The organism is Lysobacter silvisoli, from assembly GCF_003382365.1.
In the GTDB taxonomy this organism is placed as follows: Bacteria; Pseudomonadota; Gammaproteobacteria; order Xanthomonadales; family Xanthomonadaceae; genus Lysobacter; species Lysobacter silvisoli.
The window spans coordinates 62184-77306 of record NZ_QTSU01000002.1 but is presented as its reverse complement, the minus strand read 5'-3'; the positions used below and the strand labels follow the sequence as shown (position 1 = coordinate 77306).

The window sequence follows — 15123 nt, the reverse complement described above, 5'->3', positions numbered from 1 at the left end:
GCGCAGCCATTTGTGCGCAAGATCGCGACCTCACCTCACCTGATCGCAGCCTCAACCCAGCTGATTGCAGCCTCAACCCTGCGTCATTCCGGCGCAAGCCGGAACCCATTTTGACTTTCGCTTGCAAACTTCAGGCTCCAACGCCGGCTGCGTAGCAAATCAACATGGGTTCCGGCTTGCGCCGGAATGACGGGGAGGGGCCGATGGGTTCCGGATAAGCTCGGCTGCGACCCTAGCCGCCCCTGCCGCATCCTCATTGACGCCCGCCGGCACCGGCCGGCATACCGGTCGCGCCCGGGCTAAGGCTAAGCTGAGCGCGCCATGAAGCCCGCCGTTCCGGGAACGATCGCTCGCCCCGGCCTGTCAACCCAAAGCCGCCGCGCGCGTTGCCGGCTCCATACCTTCCAACTAGAACCTCATGAGCGCAGCCCGCAAGCCGCAGTCGCCCGCCCGCAAATCCTCCCCCTGGACCCGTTACGCGATCGCCGCCGTGGTAGTGGCGGCGCTGGCCGGCGGCGGCTACTGGTACTACCGCCAGAGGGGCGCCGAAGCCGAGGCCAGCGCCTACCGCACGGCCAAGGTCCAGCGCGGCGACATCCGCGTGGCGATCTCGGCCACCGGCGCGTTGGCGGCGATCTCCACGGTGGACGTGGGCAGCCAGATCTCCGGCCAGGTGCTGGAGGTGCTGGTGGACTATAACGACCAGGTCAAGAAGGGCCAGGTCATCGCCAAGATCGACCCCAGCACCTACCAGACCCAGATCGAGCAGGGCTCGGCGCAGATCAACAGCGCGCGCGCCAGCCTGGCCACGGCCGAGGCCACGCTGCGCAACGCCGAGCTGGATTACCAGCGCAAGTCGACGCTGGTGGGGCAGCAACTGGTCGCGCGCAGCGACGCCGACCTGGCCCGCGCCGCGCGCGACCAGGCGCGCGCGCAGGTGGCTTCGGCGCAGGCGCAGATCCACCAGCAGATCGCGTCCACCCAGACCACGCGCCTGAATCTGGAGCGCACCGTGATCCGCTCGCCGGTGGACGGCGTGGTGCTGACCCGTTCGGTCGAGCCGGGCCAGACCGTGGCGGCCAGCCTGCAGTCGCCGGTGCTGTTCCAGATCGCCGAAGACCTGAAGAAGATGGAGATCGTGCTGGCCATCGACGAGGCCGACATCGGCCAGGTCAAGGCCGGGCAGGGCGTGAGCTTCACCGTGGACTCCTTCCCCGACCGCCAGTTCCGCGGCAAGGTCCAGCAGGTGCGCCTGTCGGCGACCAATACCAGCAACGTGATCACCTACCCGGTGGTGGTGTCGGTGGACAACGCCGACCAGATCCTGCTGCCGGGCATGACCGCCAACGCCGAGATCGAAGTCAGCCGCCGCGACGACGTGCTGCGGGTGAGCAACGCCGCGCTGCGCTACAAGCCGGCCGACGACGACCCGGCTGCGGCCCAGGGCCCGGGCGGTCCCGGCGGCCCCGGCGGCATGCGCGGCGGCGGCATGGCCGACGACCTGCCGCGCGTGGTCGAGCCGCTGCGCCTGGATGCGACCCAGCGCGCCGCGTTCGACGCCGCGCTGGTGGAAATGAAGCAGCGCTCGGCCGCGCGCCAGGCCGCCGCGCCCGCCAACGGCGGCGGCAGCCCGTTGTTCGGCGGCGGTCGCGGCCCGGGCGGCGGTGGCGGCGGCGTGGTCATGATGCGCAGCGGCGGCAACGCCAACGCCATGATGGGCGCGATGCGCCAGCGCATGCAGGAGCGTTTCAACCAGCAGTTCGGCGCGTTCCGTGCCAGCCTCAACCCGCAGCAGCAGGCGCGTTGGGACAGCGAGGTTTCGGCCCTGCTCAACGCGCGCCGCGCGCCGCTGTACAAGCTGGTGGCCGGCAAGCCGCAGGTCAGCCTGGTGCGCGTGGGCGCCAGCGACGGCAGCTGGACCGAGGTGTCCGGCGACGTGCGCGAGGGCGACGAGGTGATCGTCGGCAGCGGGCGCAACGGCAAATGAGTTCGCCCGGCAAAGAGGCGGTGATCGAAACGCGCGCGCTGGGCAAGGTCTACTCGCCCGGCACCGAGGCCGAAGTGATCGCGCTGCAGGCGGTGGACCTGCGCATCGGCCGCGGCGAGTTCGTGGCGATCATGGGCCCGTCGGGTTCGGGCAAGTCCACGCTGATGAACCTGATCGGCTGCCTGGACACGCCCAGCAGCGGCCAGTACCTGTGCGACGGCGTGGACGTGGCCACGCTGGACGCCGAGGAGCGCGCGGCGCTGCGGCTGGAGAAAATCGGCTTCGTGTTCCAGGGCTTCAACCTGTTGCCGCGCATGAACGCGCTGGAGAACGTGGCCATGCCCATGGGCTATGCCAACGTGCCGCGCGAGGAGCGGTTGCAGCGCGCGCGCGAAGCTTTGGCCTCGGTCGGCCTGGCCGAGCGCGCCGGGCACCGGCCCAGCGAACTGTCCGGCGGCCAGCAGCAGCGCGTGGCGATCGCGCGCGCGCTGATCAACCGCCCGCCGATCCTGCTCGCCGACGAGCCCACCGGCGCGCTGGACACCAAGACCGGCGAGGAGATCCTGGCGCTGTTCAAGCGCCTGCAGGCCGAGGACCACACGGTGGTGCTGATCACCCACGATCCGGACGTGGCCGCGCACTGCGATCGCGTGTTCGCGATGCGTGACGGGGAGCTCCATGAACAAGAGGTGGCGGCATGAACTTCCTCGAAGTCCTGCGCACCGCCGTCTTCGCCCTGCGCGGCAACTGGCTGCGCAGCGCGCTGACCTCGCTGGGCGTGATCATCGGCATCGCCGCCGTCATCGTCATGGTCTCGGTAGGGCAGGGCACCCAGCAGGAGATCGACAAGCTGGTCTCCGGCCTGGGGTCCAACCGCCTGGACATCAGCTCCGGCGCCGGTCGCGGCACCGGCGGCGCGCGCATGAGCGCGTCGAGCTTCTTCACCCTCAACGAGGGCGACGCCGAAGCGATCCGCGAGGAAATCCCCGAGGTGCAGTACGTGGCCGGCTCGCTGCGCGGCGGCACCCAGGTGGTCTACGCCGAGAACAACTGGTCGACCCAGTGGCAGGGCGTGCAGCCGGATTTCTTCGACATCAACGGCTGGGTCATCGCCTCGGGCAACGGCTTCGAGGCGCGCGACTACAGCGGCGGCGGCAAGACCGTGATCCTGGGCGAAACCGTGCGCCGCGAATTGTTCGGCGACGAGGACGCGGTGGGCCAGACCATCCGCCTGGGCCGGGTGCCGTTCACCGTGGCCGGCACGCTCAAGCCCAAGGGCCAGGGCGGTTTCGGCCAGGACCAGGACGACATCCTGCTGGTGCCATTGGAAACCGGCCGCCGCCGCCTGCTCGGCGCGATGGGTCTGCCCACCGGCGCGGTCATGCAGATCGCGGTGGGCGTGGGCCGCGCCGAGGACGTGACCTACGCGCAAGGCGAGATCGAGGCGCTGCTGCGCCAGCGCCACAAGATCCAGCCGGGCGCCGACGACGACTTCACCGTGCGCAACATCGCCGAGGTGGTGGCCACGCGCACCGCCACCACCAACCTGATGTCCAAGCTGCTGGGCGCGGTGGCGACGATCTGCCTGATCATCGGCGGCATCGGCATCATGAACATCATGCTGGTGTCGGTGACCGAGCGCATCCGCGAGATCGGCCTGCGCATGGCCGTGGGTGCGGGGCCCAGCGACATCCGCCGCCAGTTCCTGGCCGAGGCCATGGTGATCGCGATGATCGGCGGCGTGATCGGCATCGCCATCGGCGTGGTCGGCGCGTTGCTGGTGGGCAAGCTGGGTTCGCTGCCGGTGGCGTTGAACGCGAAGGTCGTGGGCCTGGCGGCGGCGTTCTCGATCGCCACTGGCCTGTTCTTCGGCTACTACCCGGCGCGCAAGGCCTCGCTGCTGGACCCGATCGAGGCGCTGCGGCAGCAGTAACGGGGCCGCCTTACCCTGTGACTGCGGGAGCGGCGTGAGCCGCGATGCGCTTTCCAGCCGGGACGCATCGCCGCGAGTTCGGAGCGAATCGCGGTTTACGTCGCTCCCACCGTGTGTTTGTGGCCCCGCAACACGCCAAGCGCGGTGCATGCGGCTATCCTCGCGCTACCCTGAGGAGACCGCCATGCGCCTGCCGTTGCCGCGTACGATGATCCTGCTGCTGAGCCTAGCCGCCATGTCCAGCACCGCCGCACTCGCCCAGACTCCGCCCGAACGCCCGATCGCGCTGGTGATCCACGGCGGCGCCGGCTTCGTGCCGCGCGACGCGCTCAGCGCGCAGGACCGCAAGGCCGCGCATGCCGACCTCAACCGCGCGCTGGATGCCGGTTATGCGGTACTCCAGGACGGCGGCAGCGCGCTGGACGCGGTCTCGGCCGCGGTGGTGGTGCTGGAGGACTCGCCGATCTTCAACGCCGGCAAGGGCGCGGTGTTCAACGCGCGCGGCGGCCACGAACTCGACGCCTCGATCATGGAGGGCCACACCCGCCGCGCCGGCGCGGTGGCCGGCGTGACCACGGTGAAGAACCCGATCAAGCTCGCGCGCACGGTGATGGAGCACAGCCCGCACGTGATGATGGCCGGCGCCGGCGCCGAGGCCTACGCCGACACGCGCCCGGAGATCGAGCGCGTGCCCAACAGCTGGTTCGACACGCCCAAGCGCCGCCAGCAGTTGGAGAAGGCGCAGCGCGAGGAGGCGGCCAAGAGCAAGCGCGAGGCCAACGCGGCCACCGACGCGCCCAAGTACTTCGGCACCGTGGGCGCGGTGGCGCTGGACCGCGCCGGCCACATCGCCGCGGCCACCAGCACTGGCGGCATGACCAACAAGCGCTACGGCCGGGTCGGCGATGCGCCGGTGATCGGCGCGGGCACCTGGGCCGACGAGCGCTGCGGGGTGTCGGGCACGGGTTGGGGCGAGTACTACATCCGCTACAACGCCGCGCACGACATCTGCGCGCGCGTGGCCTATCGCGGCGACAGCCTGCAGGCGGCGGCGGACGAGGTCATCAACAAGCTCATTCCGGCCGCCGGCGGCGACGGCGGCGCGATCGCGCTGGACCGCGACGGGACCATCGTCATGCCTTTCAACAGCGGCAGCATGTTCCGCGGCTGGATCAAGCCCGACGGCAGCCGCGGCACGGCGATCCACGAGGACGACTGATCGCGCGCGAAGGCGGCGCATGCCTTTAGGATCTACGCAGGCCGCGACTGCGGCTCCACAGTTGCGAGGAAGGCCTCGGCCTGCGCGGGGTCTGCGCTGACGCTGTGGGGTAGGAGCGGCGTAAGCCGCGACCGCGAATCTCACCCACGACGAGAGCTGCGCACGCCCGGTGTAGGAGCTGCGCAAGCTGCGACCCCGAATCCTCGCCTACGGCGAAGGCCTCCGTTTCTGTGAGATACGCGCCCTCTGTAGGAGCGGCGTGAGCCGCGATCCGCTCCGAGCTCGCGAAGGTGTGTGGGTGTGTTGGTTGAAGCAACAGCAACGGCTTCCGTCCGCAAGCGGCCGGGTTACTTTCTTTTGATGAGCGTCAAAAGAAAGTAACCAAAGAAAAACGCTGCCCCAGAGCTCCCGTGCGAGATCGGTGCGTGCGCGGGGATTTTTCGATGGCACATCCTGTGCCAGCGAAAAACGGCGCACGTCCTGTGCGCCGCCCTGCGGGTCTGCTATTGGGGCGACGAGTTCGGGGCCCGAGCGGGGATCAAGAGCATTCGCGCTTTGCGCTCACCCCCTCACCCTAACCCTCTCCCGTAAACGGGAGAGGGAACAAATCCGACGTAGCCGCTTGCTGCTTTAGCCCCTCTCCCGTTCACGGGAGAGGGGTTGGGGTGAGGGCACGCGTAGCCGCAATCTCGCGCCGCCATCTGCATTTCCAGGCAAGAGCCCTCACTGCCGCGACCACTCCTCCATCCGCCGCTGCATCTCGTCCTCCGACACGTCCTCCACATGCGTGGCCAGGGTCCACTTGTGGCCGAAGGGATCGAGAATGGTGCCGGTGCGGTCGCCCCAGAACTGGTTCTCGATGGGTTTGTCGATGCGGCCGCCAGCCTGCACGGCCTGGGCGAAGGCGGCGTCGGAGTCGTCGACGTAGATCATGAAGGCGGCGGTGGCGCCGCCGCGGGTCTTGGGGCTGAGGGCGTTCATGTCCGGCCATTCGTCCGACAGCATGATCACGCTGTCGCCGATGCGGATTTCGGCGTGGCCGATCTTGTCGCCCATGGGCAGGCGGTAGATCTCGCTGGCGTTCAGGGCGCGCACGTAGAAGTCGATCGCGGCGGCGGCGTCGTGGACGATCAGGTAGGGCGTGACGCTGTGGTAGCCGTCGGGGCGGGGCTGTACTGCCATGTCGCGGTCTCCTGGTGGGCGGCCGGGTCCGGATGAACCGGCCGGTTGCTGCGGGCAGGCATGCTGCGTGCGCCGGTTCTCACCGCCTGCGACGCTCGCAGGCACTGTCTGTCGCAGACGTCTCTGCGATTGCAGGCGGCGCAGGGCGATTTCCGGCCCGTCTGGGCCGCGGCGCATACCGGCCGTGCCCATCCGGGCGGCAAGGCCGGCCGCGAGGGCACCGCCGCGGGGCTTATGGCAGAATCCAGCCCCTGTAGCGGCCGCCGGCTGCGCCCGTCCGGCCCGTCCGGAGAGAGCCCGACCCTTCATGCCCACGACCGAGCCCTTCCGCCGCGGCCGCGCCGCGACGTCCGCCCTGCCGCCGGCGCTCCGCGCCCGGCCGGTCCACGCCCGTTGCGGTTGCTGAGGCTGGCGATGGCAGACAACTTCGGCCACCTGCCGCGCGGCCCCGGACGCATCCTCAAGGCGACCAAGTGGTCGTTCCAGGGCCTGCGCGCGGCCTGGCTGCACGAATCTTCGTTCCGGCTCGAGGTCTATCTGTTCGCGGTGCTGGCGCCGCTGGGCTGGTGGCTGGGCCAGACCCCGGTCGAGCGCGTGCTGCTGATCGGCTCGATGCTGCTGGTGCTGAGCATCGAGCTGTTGAACTCCGCGGTCGAAGCGGTGATCGAACGTTACGGCCCCGAGTTCCATGAACTGGCCGGCCGGGCCAAGGACATGGGCTCGGCCGCGGTGTTCGTATTGATGATGAACGTATTGCTGACCTGGGGCGCGATCGTCCTGCCGCGCTTTTTGTAAGCGCGCCGCCCCTACCACCGATTTCAAACACCGATTTCAAAAAGCTAGGAAACCCCGCAAGTGATGGAAATGCTCACCGATCCGCAAGTGTGGATCACCCTGGTCACCCTGAGCGCGATCGAGATCGTGCTGGGCATCGACAACCTCGTGTTCATCTCGATCGCGGTCAGCAAGCTGCCGTACGCGCAGCGCGAGAAGGCGCGCAAGTTCGGCATCGCGGTGGCGTGCATCACCCGTATCGCGCTGCTGCTGACCCTGGCCTGGCTGGCCGGTCTGACCAGCGACCTGTTCTCGATCTTCGGCCAGGGCATCTCGGTGCGCGACCTGGTGCTGATCCTGGGCGGCGCGTTCCTGCTGGTGAAGGGCTCGATGGAAATGCGCGACATGATCGTCGGCGCGGGCGAGTCCGAGGACGTGCACAGCAAGCCGGCGGCGTCGTTCATGGCGGTGATCGCGCAGATCGCGGTGATCGACATCGTGTTCTCGCTGGACTCGGTGATCGCGGCCGTGGGCATGGCCAGCCACACCCCGGTGATGGTGGCGGCGATCCTGCTGGCGGTGGCGGTGATGCTGCTGGCGTCCAAGCCGCTGGGCGAGTTCATCGACCGCAACCCGACCATCAAGATGCTGGCGCTGGCCTTCATCGTGCTGGTGGGCGCCTACCTGGTCGCCGACGGTTTCGAGCTGCACATTCCCAAGGGCTACATCTACGGCGCGATGGGCTTCTCCGCCGCGGTGGAGTGCCTGAACCTGTGGGCCAAGCGCCGCGCCGCGGCGCGGGTTTCGGCCGACTGAAGTCACCGCCGGCGCCGCCCCTCGCGGCGCCGGCAACCGGGCGCCGCGATCACGCGGCGTCCATTGCAAGGCGCGCGCGCCGGTGGTGCAATGCCCCGGTCCCAGGCCAGGAGTCGCGCCATGCGTAAGGTTCTGATGTCGCTCATGCTGCTCGCGGCCGCTACGTTGCTCAGCGGCTGCGGCTACAACACCATCCAGCAGAAGGACGAGGCGGTGAAAGCGGCCTGGTCGCAGGTGCTGAATGTCTACAAGCGACGTGCCGATTTGGTGCCTAACCTGGTCGCCACGGTCAAGGGCTACGCCAATCACGAGCAGCAGGTGCTGACCCAGGTCACCCAGGCGCGCTCCAAGGTCGGCAGCATCAACGTCAACGCCGACGATCCGGCTTCGCTGGCCCAGTTCCAGCAGGCCCAGGGCGAATTGCAGAGCGCGATCGGCCGCCTGCTGGTGGTCAGCGAGAACTACCCGCAGCTCAAGGCCGACCAGAACTTCCTGCAGCTGCAGGCGCAGCTGGAAGGCACCGAGAACCGCATCACCGTCGAGCGCCAGCGCTACATCCAGACGGTGCAGGACTACAACACCTACGTGCGTTCGTTCCCGCAGAACCTGACCGCGATGATGTTCGGCTACAAGACCAAGCCCAACTTCACGGTCGAGAACGAACAGCAGATCCAGAACGCGCCGCAGGTCGACTTCAACCAGCCGGCGCAACCGCAGCAGCAACCGCCCGCGCAGCAGCCGGCGCCGGCGGGCTGAGGACGGGCGCGCGAGCGTGAGCGCACGCATGGCCACGCGCGGCGGTGCCGTCTGGCGCGGCTTGTGGCTGACGGCCGCGTTATGGCTGGCAGCGATCGTCGCGCAGGCACAGGATCTGGCGCCCATTCCCAAGATGGACTCGCCGGTGGTCGACACCACCGGCACCCTGGACGCGGGCGCGCGCCAGCAACTGGAAGCGCAGGCGTTGGCCCTGCAGCAGCGCAAGGGCAGCCAGCTGCAGGTGCTGCTGGTGCCCACGACCCAGCCCGAAGACATCGCCCAGTACGCGGTGCGCGCGTTCGAGCAATGGAAGCTGGGCCGCAAGGGCGTGGACGATGGCGTGCTGCTGGTGGTGGCCAAGCAGGACCGGCGCGTGCGCATCGAGGTCGGCTACGGCCTGGAGGGCGCGATCCCGGACGCCACCGCCAGTCGGGTGATCCAGGAATACCTGGTGCCGCATTTCCGCAACGGCGATTACGCCGGCGGCATCGTCGAGGCCAGCGCGGCGCTGACCAAGCTCATCGACGGCGAACCGCTGCCGGCGCCGATGGCCGACAACCGCGCCGATAGCGGCGGTGGCGGCGGCGGGGAAAGCATCCTGATCTCGTTGTTCGTGGCCTTGGTCGTGGCCCAGGTCGCGCGTGCCGTCTTCAACGGCGCGCCGCGCCCGCTGCGCGCGCTGCTCGGCGCCGGCGCGGCCGGCGGCGCGGCCTGGCTGTTGTCCTCGTTCCTGCTGGTCGGCGGCCTGGGCGCGGTGATCGGCTTCGTCACCGGCCTGCTCAGCGCTAGCCGCAGCGGCCGTTTCGCCCGCGATGCCGGCTATGGCGGTTGGGGCGGCGGCGGTGGCGACTGGGGCGGGGGTGGCGGATTCGGCGGCGGCGGTGGCGGCGGCTGGTCGGGTGGCGGCGGTTCCAGCGGAGGCGGCGGCGCCTCCGGCAGCTGGTGACGGAGGCCGCGCCCATGCGTCTGCTCAAACACCTGTTCGCGCCTTCGGCCCGGCGCCTGTTCCCCGAAGAAAGCCTGCGCCGCATCGCCGCGGCCATCGCCGCCAGCGAACTGCGCCACAGCGGCGAGATCTGCTTCGCGGTCGAAGCCGGCTTGCCGGCCGGCGCGGTCTGGGCCGGGCGCCAGGCGCGCGAGGCGGCCCTGCACGCCTTCGCCCAGCTGCGGGTCTGGGACACCCAGGCCAACAACGGCGTGCTGCTGTACCTGCTGCTGGCCGATCACCGCATCGAGGTGGTCGCCGACCGCGGTTTCGACGGCCGGGTCAGCGCCGAGCAATGGCGCGGCGTCTGCCAGCTGGTCGAGGACCGGCTGCGCGCGGGCGAGGCCGAGGCGGCGGTGCTGGCCGGCGTGGAGGCGCTGTCGGCGCTGCTGGCCCAGCACTACCCGCGCGGCGAGGGCGAGCACGACGTCAACGAACTGCCGGACCTGCCGCATATCCTCTGAGCCGGCCGGGCCGGCCGCCGCATGGCGCAACGGTTCGCAGCGTTCCGGCGCCGGGCAAGGCACGCGCCATCCCCCTCGGGCACAATAACGGCATCCCCAGACCGCCGGGCCGCACCGACGCATGATCTACCTGCACCAGATCGATCCGATCGCCGTCCACCTGGGCCCGCTGCAAGTGCACTGGTACGGGATCATGTACCTGATCGGCTTCGGCCTGGCCTGGTGGCTGGGCCAGCGCCGGGTGCGCGCCGGCCGCCTGCCCGGGGTCAGCGACCAGGCCTACGGCGACCTGCTGTTCTACGCCATGCTCGGCGTGGTGCTGGGCGGGCGCATCGGCTACATCCTGTTCTACGCCTTCGGCGATCTGATCCGCGATCCGGTGATGCTGTTCCGCATCTGGGAAGGCGGCATGAGCTTCCACGGCGGCCTGCTCGGCGTGCTCGCCGCGATCCTGTGGTGGGCGCGCAAGCACCGCCTGCATTTCTTCGACGTCACCGACTTCATCGCGCCGCTGGTGCCGCCGGGCCTGGGCTTCGGCCGGCTCGGCAATTTCATCGGCGGCGAGCTCTGGGGCAAGCCCACCGACGCCGGCTGGGGCGTGATCTTCCCGCGCGCGCCGGAGCTGGCGCACCTGAACCTGCAGCAGATCCATGAGCAGTACGCCGCCGGCGCGCTCAACGCCTTCGCCCGCCATCCCTCGCAGCTGTACCAGGCGGCGCTGGAAGGTCTGACCATGTTCGTGCTGCTGTGGTGGTACTCGAGCAAGCCGCGCCCGCGCTATGCGGTGTCGGGCCTGTTCGCGCTGCTGTACGGCGTGTTCCGCTTCCTGGTCGAGTTCGTGCGCGTGCCCGACGCGCAACCGGGCTACATCGCCTTCGGCTGGCTGACCATGGGCCAACTGCTGAGCGTGCCGCTGATCTTGCTGGGCCTGTACTGGCTGTGGCGTTCGCGCCGCGCGCCGACCTTGCAACCGCTGCCGGCCGCCGACGCGGCCAAGGGCTGAGCATGCGCCCATACCTGGACCTGCTGCGCCACGTGCTCGAGCACGGCAGCGAGAAAGCCGACCGCACCGGCACCGGCACGCGCAGCGTGTTCGGCTGGCAGTTGCGCTTCGACCTCAACCAGGGCTTCCCCCTGGTCACCACCAAGAAGCTGCACCTACGCTCGATCGTGCACGAGCTGCTGTGGTTCCTGCAGGGCGAGACCAACATCGCCTACCTGAAGGACAACAAGGTCAGCATCTGGGACGAATGGGCCGACGCCGACGGCGAGCTGGGCCCGGTCTACGGCAAGCAGTGGCGGCGCTGGGCTGGCGCCGACGGGATCGAGATCGACCAGATCCGCTGGGTGGTGGACGAGATCAAGCGCAACCCCGATTCGCGCCGCCTGATCGTCAGCGCGTGGAACGTGGCCGACCTGCCGCGCATGGCGCTGATGCCCTGCCACACCATGTTCCAGTTCTACGTGGCCGACGGAAAACTCAGCTGCCAGCTCTACCAGCGCAGCGGCGACATCTTCCTGGGCGTGCCGTTCAACATCGCCAGCTACGCCCTGCTCACCCACATGGTGGCGCAGGTCTGCGGGCTGGGCGTGGGCGACTTCGTCCACACCCTGGGCGACGCGCACCTGTATTCGAACCACTACGAGCAGGCGCGCGAGCAGCTGTCGCGGCAGCCGCGCGCGTTGCCGACGCTGAAGCTCAATCCGCAGGTGACCGACCTGTTCGGTTTCCGCTACGAGGACATCGCGATCGAAGGTTACGACCCGTTGCCGGCGATCAAGGCGCCTGTGGCGGTATGAGCTGGCCGGTGCGCCTGAGCTGCATCGCCGCGGCGCTGGCACTGGTGCTGGCCGCCGGCAACGGTGCGCTGGATGCGGCGGGGCCGGCCATGGCCGATGGGGCGGCGGGGCGCTTCGCGCTGCCGATCGGATTCGACGCCGACGCGCCGCAGCTGGAAGTCGCCGGCAACGGCCGTCGCAGCAGTCAGGCCCTGCGCTCGGTGCGCGACGGCCAGCCCGGCGATGCGCTGCTGCTGCAGATGTGCGTGAGCGCGCCGCCGGACCTGCGCACCGAGCAGGGCCTGCAGGCGCTGATGACCGGCGTGGCGCCGGTGCTGACGCAGCGCGACAGTTCGCCCGGCAGCTGGGAAACCTTGGGCGGCCGCCGCGCTTACCGCATGGATTCGGTGCTCGGGCCGGAACTGGCCCGGACCATGTGGATGGTGTTGTCGGGCGAGAAGATGGCGGTGCTGCGTTACGAGCGGCCGGTCGGTTTCGGCTTGGATGCGGCGATGTTCGAAGCGATCAAGCGAATGGAGTTTTCATGCGGCACCGCACCCTGATTCCGGCCGCGCTCGCGGCCTTGCTGGTCGGCCTGCTGGTCGCGCCCGCGCATGCGCAGGACGAACGCGCCTTGGCGCGCGCGGCGTTCGAGCGTGCGCGGCCGATGATGGGCGAAATGGCCAAGAAGGCCTTCGCCGAGGGCATCGCCAATGCCGACACCTCCGATTTCGGCGGCTGCGTGGAGGCCGAGCGGCAAATGCGCACGGATTTGGAGCGCGACGCCACGCCCCTGGTGATGGAGCTGTTCTTCAGCACGGAAATGCGCGACCGGATGGAACAGATCCTGGTCGATGTCTTCGACGCCGATCAGCTCAAGATCGCCGCGGACGGCGGCGACCCGCCGAGTACGCCGGAGCAGACGCGCAAGATGGGCGAGCGCTTCGAGCAGCTCAGCGCCGACTTCCAGCAGCGCCTGGCGCAGGACCCGCGGGTGATGAAGGTGATCGCCGAGTCGGCGCTACGCAGCCAGGCCTTGCTGAAGCAATGCCAGGCCCGCGACGAGGGTTGAAACCGGACTGGTTCAGGGGAGCGGCGGGCCACGATGGCGCGCCGCGCAAGCGGTAGTTCAACACAGGGGAAAGCAGCAATGTCGAACAAGGTTTTTTACGCCGGCGCGCTGGCGCTGGCCATGACGCTGGGCGCGGGCGGCGCGCAGGCGGCGACCTCGCCGCAGTACGAAGCCGTGCTGGATCGCTACTACGACCTCACCTACGGCCATCAGATCGACCAGCTCAACATCGACGAGCTGGCGGAGAAGTTCCGCGAAGGCGCCGCGTCCAAGCCCGAGGCCAAGGCCTGCCCGGCGCTGGGCAAGGCGATCGACGATTTCTCCAAGAACGAGTTCCGCAAGGCGATCAGCGAGTACTTCCACTCGCCCGAGCTGGAAGCGGAAATCAAGGACGCGATGCGCAAGCGCCTGAGCCAGGCCGACCTGGACGCGTTCCTGGCCTTCGTCGCCACGCCGGCCGGCAAGTCCTTCCTGGAACACAGCCAGGCCGCGAACGTGGACGTGGAGCGCGCGATCGACCAGATGACCGACAAGATGGACCAGGCGCCGGCGTTCCAGGCGATGATGACCGACATGGTCACCAAGCTGGTACCGGTCATGCTGACCTGCAAGAAGAAGTAAGCCTGCCCGGCGCCGCTGCCGCATGCGGCGGCGCCTTCCTTAGCGAGGTGGCCGAATGCTGGCGATAGCCAAGTGGCACAACGCGGTCGAGGACGCCTGCGCGCGCCGCGCCGACCTGGGCCTGCTGATCCTGCGTGTGGCGGTGGGCGCGCATCTGATGTTAATGACCCAGGACAACGTGTTCTCGTGGGCGCGGATGCTGGAGTTCCGCGACTTCATGGTCCACCACGGTTTTCCGTTCCCGCTGTTCTGTGCGGTGCTGTCGGTGATCGGTCAGTTCTTCGGCGGCCTGGCCCTGGTGTTGGGCCTGTGCACGCGTTTCGCCGGCCTGGTGGTGGCGATCAATTTCACCGTCGCGGTGTGGATGGTGGATTCCAAGCTGCCGTACCCCGGCGCGTTCCCGGCCTTGATCCTGGTCGCTTCGGGTCTGTGCCTGATGTTCGCAGGCCCGGGCCGCTATTCGCTGGACCGCGTCTGGCGGCGTAGGCCGTGATGCGCGTATCGCTGATCGCGGCGCTGGACCGCGCGCGCGGCATCGGCCGCGGCAACGAACTGCCCTGGCGGCTGCCGAACGATCTCAAGCGCTTCAAGGCGCTGACCCTGGGCAAGCCGGTGCTGATGGGCCGCAAGACCGCGCAGTCGCTGGGCCGTGCGCTGCCGGGCCGGCGCAACCTAGTGCTCACGCGTTCGGGCCAGGTGCCGTTCGAGGGCATGCAGGCGCTGGAGTCGGTGGCGCAGGCGCTGGACCTGGCCCGCGCCGAGGGCGCTACGGAGCTGTGCGTGATCGGCGGCGGCGAGATCTATGCGCTGTGCCTGCCGGTGGCGACGCATCTGCATCTGACTTATGTGGACACGGAAGTCGCAGGGGCGGACGCGTACTTCCCGCGTTTCGACGAGCAGGAATGGCGGGTGCTGGGGCGTCAGGCGCATGCGGCGGACGAGCGCCATGCACATGCGTTCGAGTTCGTGGACTACGCGCGGCTGGGGATGGACGCATAGGCGCACAGCCTTGGCTACCCTGCGGTAGAGCTGAGTCCCACACCCCACAGCGCCGTTCGCTTTGGGGTAGGAGCGGCGTAAGCCGCGACCGCGAGTCCACATCTGCGACAAGCCTTTCGAGCTCCCTGTAGGAGCTGCGCAAGCTGCGACCGCGAATCCGCACCTACGTCGCAACCCTCATTTCCCCTGCTTCCGCCTTTGCTTGTCTTCCCCCTTTGTTGAGGGGGATTGAGGGGGATTTGCTCTTCGCCTTTGCTCAGGAGCAACAGCAACCGCTTCCGTCCGCAAGCGGCCGGGTCACTTTCTTTTGATAAGCGTCAAAAGAAAGTCACCAAAGAAAAACGCTGTCCTTGGACAGAGCTCCCCTGCGAGAGCGATGCGTGCGCGGGGATTTTCCGATCGGGCCTCCTGCCCGAGCGGAAAACGGCGCACTTCCTGTGCGCCGCCCTCCGGGTCTGCTGTTGGGACGGCGAGTTCGGGGCCCGAGCGAGGGTCAAGAGCATTCGCGCCGCGCGCTCACCCCCTCACCCTAACCC

General features: G+C 69.0%; 17 protein-coding genes. 16 read left to right on the top strand and 1 reads right to left on the bottom strand.

Going from position 1 to position 15123, the window contains the following annotated elements:
- The first annotated feature begins 418 nt into the window (after positions 1-418).
- The 4 genes from DX914_RS11625 (at position 419) to DX914_RS11610 (ending at position 5139) form a co-directional block, all read left to right on the top strand.
- On the top strand, positions 419-1987 hold the full coding sequence (locus DX914_RS11625; protein WP_115859298.1) for an efflux RND transporter periplasmic adaptor subunit: 1569 nt from the start codon (positions 419-421) through the stop codon (positions 1985-1987).
- A complete protein-coding gene (locus DX914_RS11620) occupies positions 1984-2688 on the top strand; it encodes an ABC transporter ATP-binding protein (RefSeq protein ID WP_115859297.1) in 705 nt (234 codons plus the stop codon). Before DX914_RS11625 ends, DX914_RS11620 begins: the two co-directional genes overlap by 4 nt.
- On the top strand, positions 2685-3920 hold the full coding sequence (locus tag DX914_RS11615; RefSeq protein WP_115859296.1) for an ABC transporter permease: 1236 nt from the start codon (positions 2685-2687) through the stop codon (positions 3918-3920). Before DX914_RS11620 ends, DX914_RS11615 begins: the two co-directional genes overlap by 4 nt.
- A 208-nt stretch (positions 3921-4128) precedes the next feature.
- Complete coding sequence (locus tag DX914_RS11610) at positions 4129-5139, top strand: isoaspartyl peptidase/L-asparaginase family protein (RefSeq protein WP_115860136.1); 1011 nt, start codon at positions 4129-4131, stop codon at positions 5137-5139.
- A gap of 723 nt (positions 5140-5862) precedes the next feature.
- On the opposite strand, the gene DX914_RS11605 is transcribed toward DX914_RS11610, so the two are convergent.
- The gene (locus tag DX914_RS11605; RefSeq protein ID WP_115859295.1) at positions 5863-6321 is read right to left on the bottom strand and encodes a VOC family protein; all 459 of its coding nucleotides are present in this window, start codon (positions 6319-6321) and stop codon (positions 5863-5865) included.
- A gap of 414 nt (positions 6322-6735) precedes the next feature.
- Between DX914_RS11605 and DX914_RS11600 the strand changes: the two genes are divergently transcribed.
- The 12 genes from DX914_RS11600 (at position 6736) to DX914_RS11545 (ending at position 14587) form a co-directional block, all read left to right on the top strand.
- Positions 6736-7116, top strand: coding sequence for a diacylglycerol kinase (locus DX914_RS11600; protein ID WP_115859294.1), 381 nt, complete (start codon positions 6736-6738; stop codon positions 7114-7116).
- A gap of 63 nt (positions 7117-7179) precedes the next feature.
- Positions 7180-7911, top strand: a complete 732-nt coding sequence (locus DX914_RS11595) for a TerC family protein (RefSeq protein WP_115859293.1) — start codon at positions 7180-7182, stop codon at positions 7909-7911.
- Between the two features lie 120 nt (positions 7912-8031).
- Positions 8032-8667: a LemA family protein gene (locus tag DX914_RS11590; RefSeq protein ID WP_115859292.1), complete on the top strand. Its 636-nt coding sequence runs from the start codon at positions 8032-8034 to the stop codon at positions 8665-8667.
- A gap of 28 nt (positions 8668-8695) precedes the next feature.
- Positions 8696-9613 carry a TPM domain-containing protein gene (locus tag DX914_RS20375; RefSeq protein ID WP_115859291.1) on the top strand — a complete coding sequence of 306 codons (918 nt, stop codon included), beginning with the start codon at positions 8696-8698 and terminating at the stop codon, positions 9611-9613.
- Positions 9614-9627: 14 nt separating this feature from the next.
- A complete protein-coding gene (locus DX914_RS11580; protein WP_115859290.1) occupies positions 9628-10116 on the top strand; it encodes a TPM domain-containing protein in 489 nt (162 codons plus the stop codon).
- A 121-nt stretch (positions 10117-10237) separates the two neighbouring features.
- On the top strand, positions 10238-11119 hold the full coding sequence (gene lgt / locus DX914_RS11575) for a prolipoprotein diacylglyceryl transferase (RefSeq protein ID WP_115859289.1): 882 nt from the start codon (positions 10238-10240) through the stop codon (positions 11117-11119).
- A 2-nt stretch (positions 11120-11121) separates the two neighbouring features.
- Entirely contained in the window at positions 11122-11916 is a 795-nt protein-coding gene (locus DX914_RS11570) for a thymidylate synthase (protein ID WP_115859288.1), read from the top strand.
- Positions 11913-12458: a hypothetical protein gene (locus tag DX914_RS11565; RefSeq protein ID WP_115859287.1), complete on the top strand. Its 546-nt coding sequence runs from the start codon at positions 11913-11915 to the stop codon at positions 12456-12458. The genes DX914_RS11570 and DX914_RS11565 overlap by 4 nt, the downstream gene beginning before the upstream one ends.
- Positions 12440-12967: a hypothetical protein gene (locus DX914_RS11560; protein ID WP_115859286.1), complete on the top strand. Its 528-nt coding sequence runs from the start codon at positions 12440-12442 to the stop codon at positions 12965-12967. Before DX914_RS11565 ends, DX914_RS11560 begins: the two co-directional genes overlap by 19 nt.
- Before the next feature lie 78 nt (positions 12968-13045).
- Positions 13046-13588 carry a DUF2059 domain-containing protein gene (locus DX914_RS11555; RefSeq protein WP_158549262.1) on the top strand — a complete coding sequence of 181 codons (543 nt, stop codon included), beginning with the start codon at positions 13046-13048 and terminating at the stop codon, positions 13586-13588.
- Positions 13589-13643: 55 nt separating this feature from the next.
- Positions 13644-14081, top strand: a complete 438-nt coding sequence (locus DX914_RS11550; protein ID WP_115859284.1) for a DoxX family protein — start codon at positions 13644-13646, stop codon at positions 14079-14081.
- The gene (locus DX914_RS11545; RefSeq protein WP_115859283.1) at positions 14081-14587 is read left to right on the top strand and encodes a dihydrofolate reductase; all 507 of its coding nucleotides are present in this window, start codon (positions 14081-14083) and stop codon (positions 14585-14587) included. Before DX914_RS11550 ends, DX914_RS11545 begins: the two co-directional genes overlap by 1 nt.
- Positions 14588-15123: the final 536 nt, after the last annotated feature.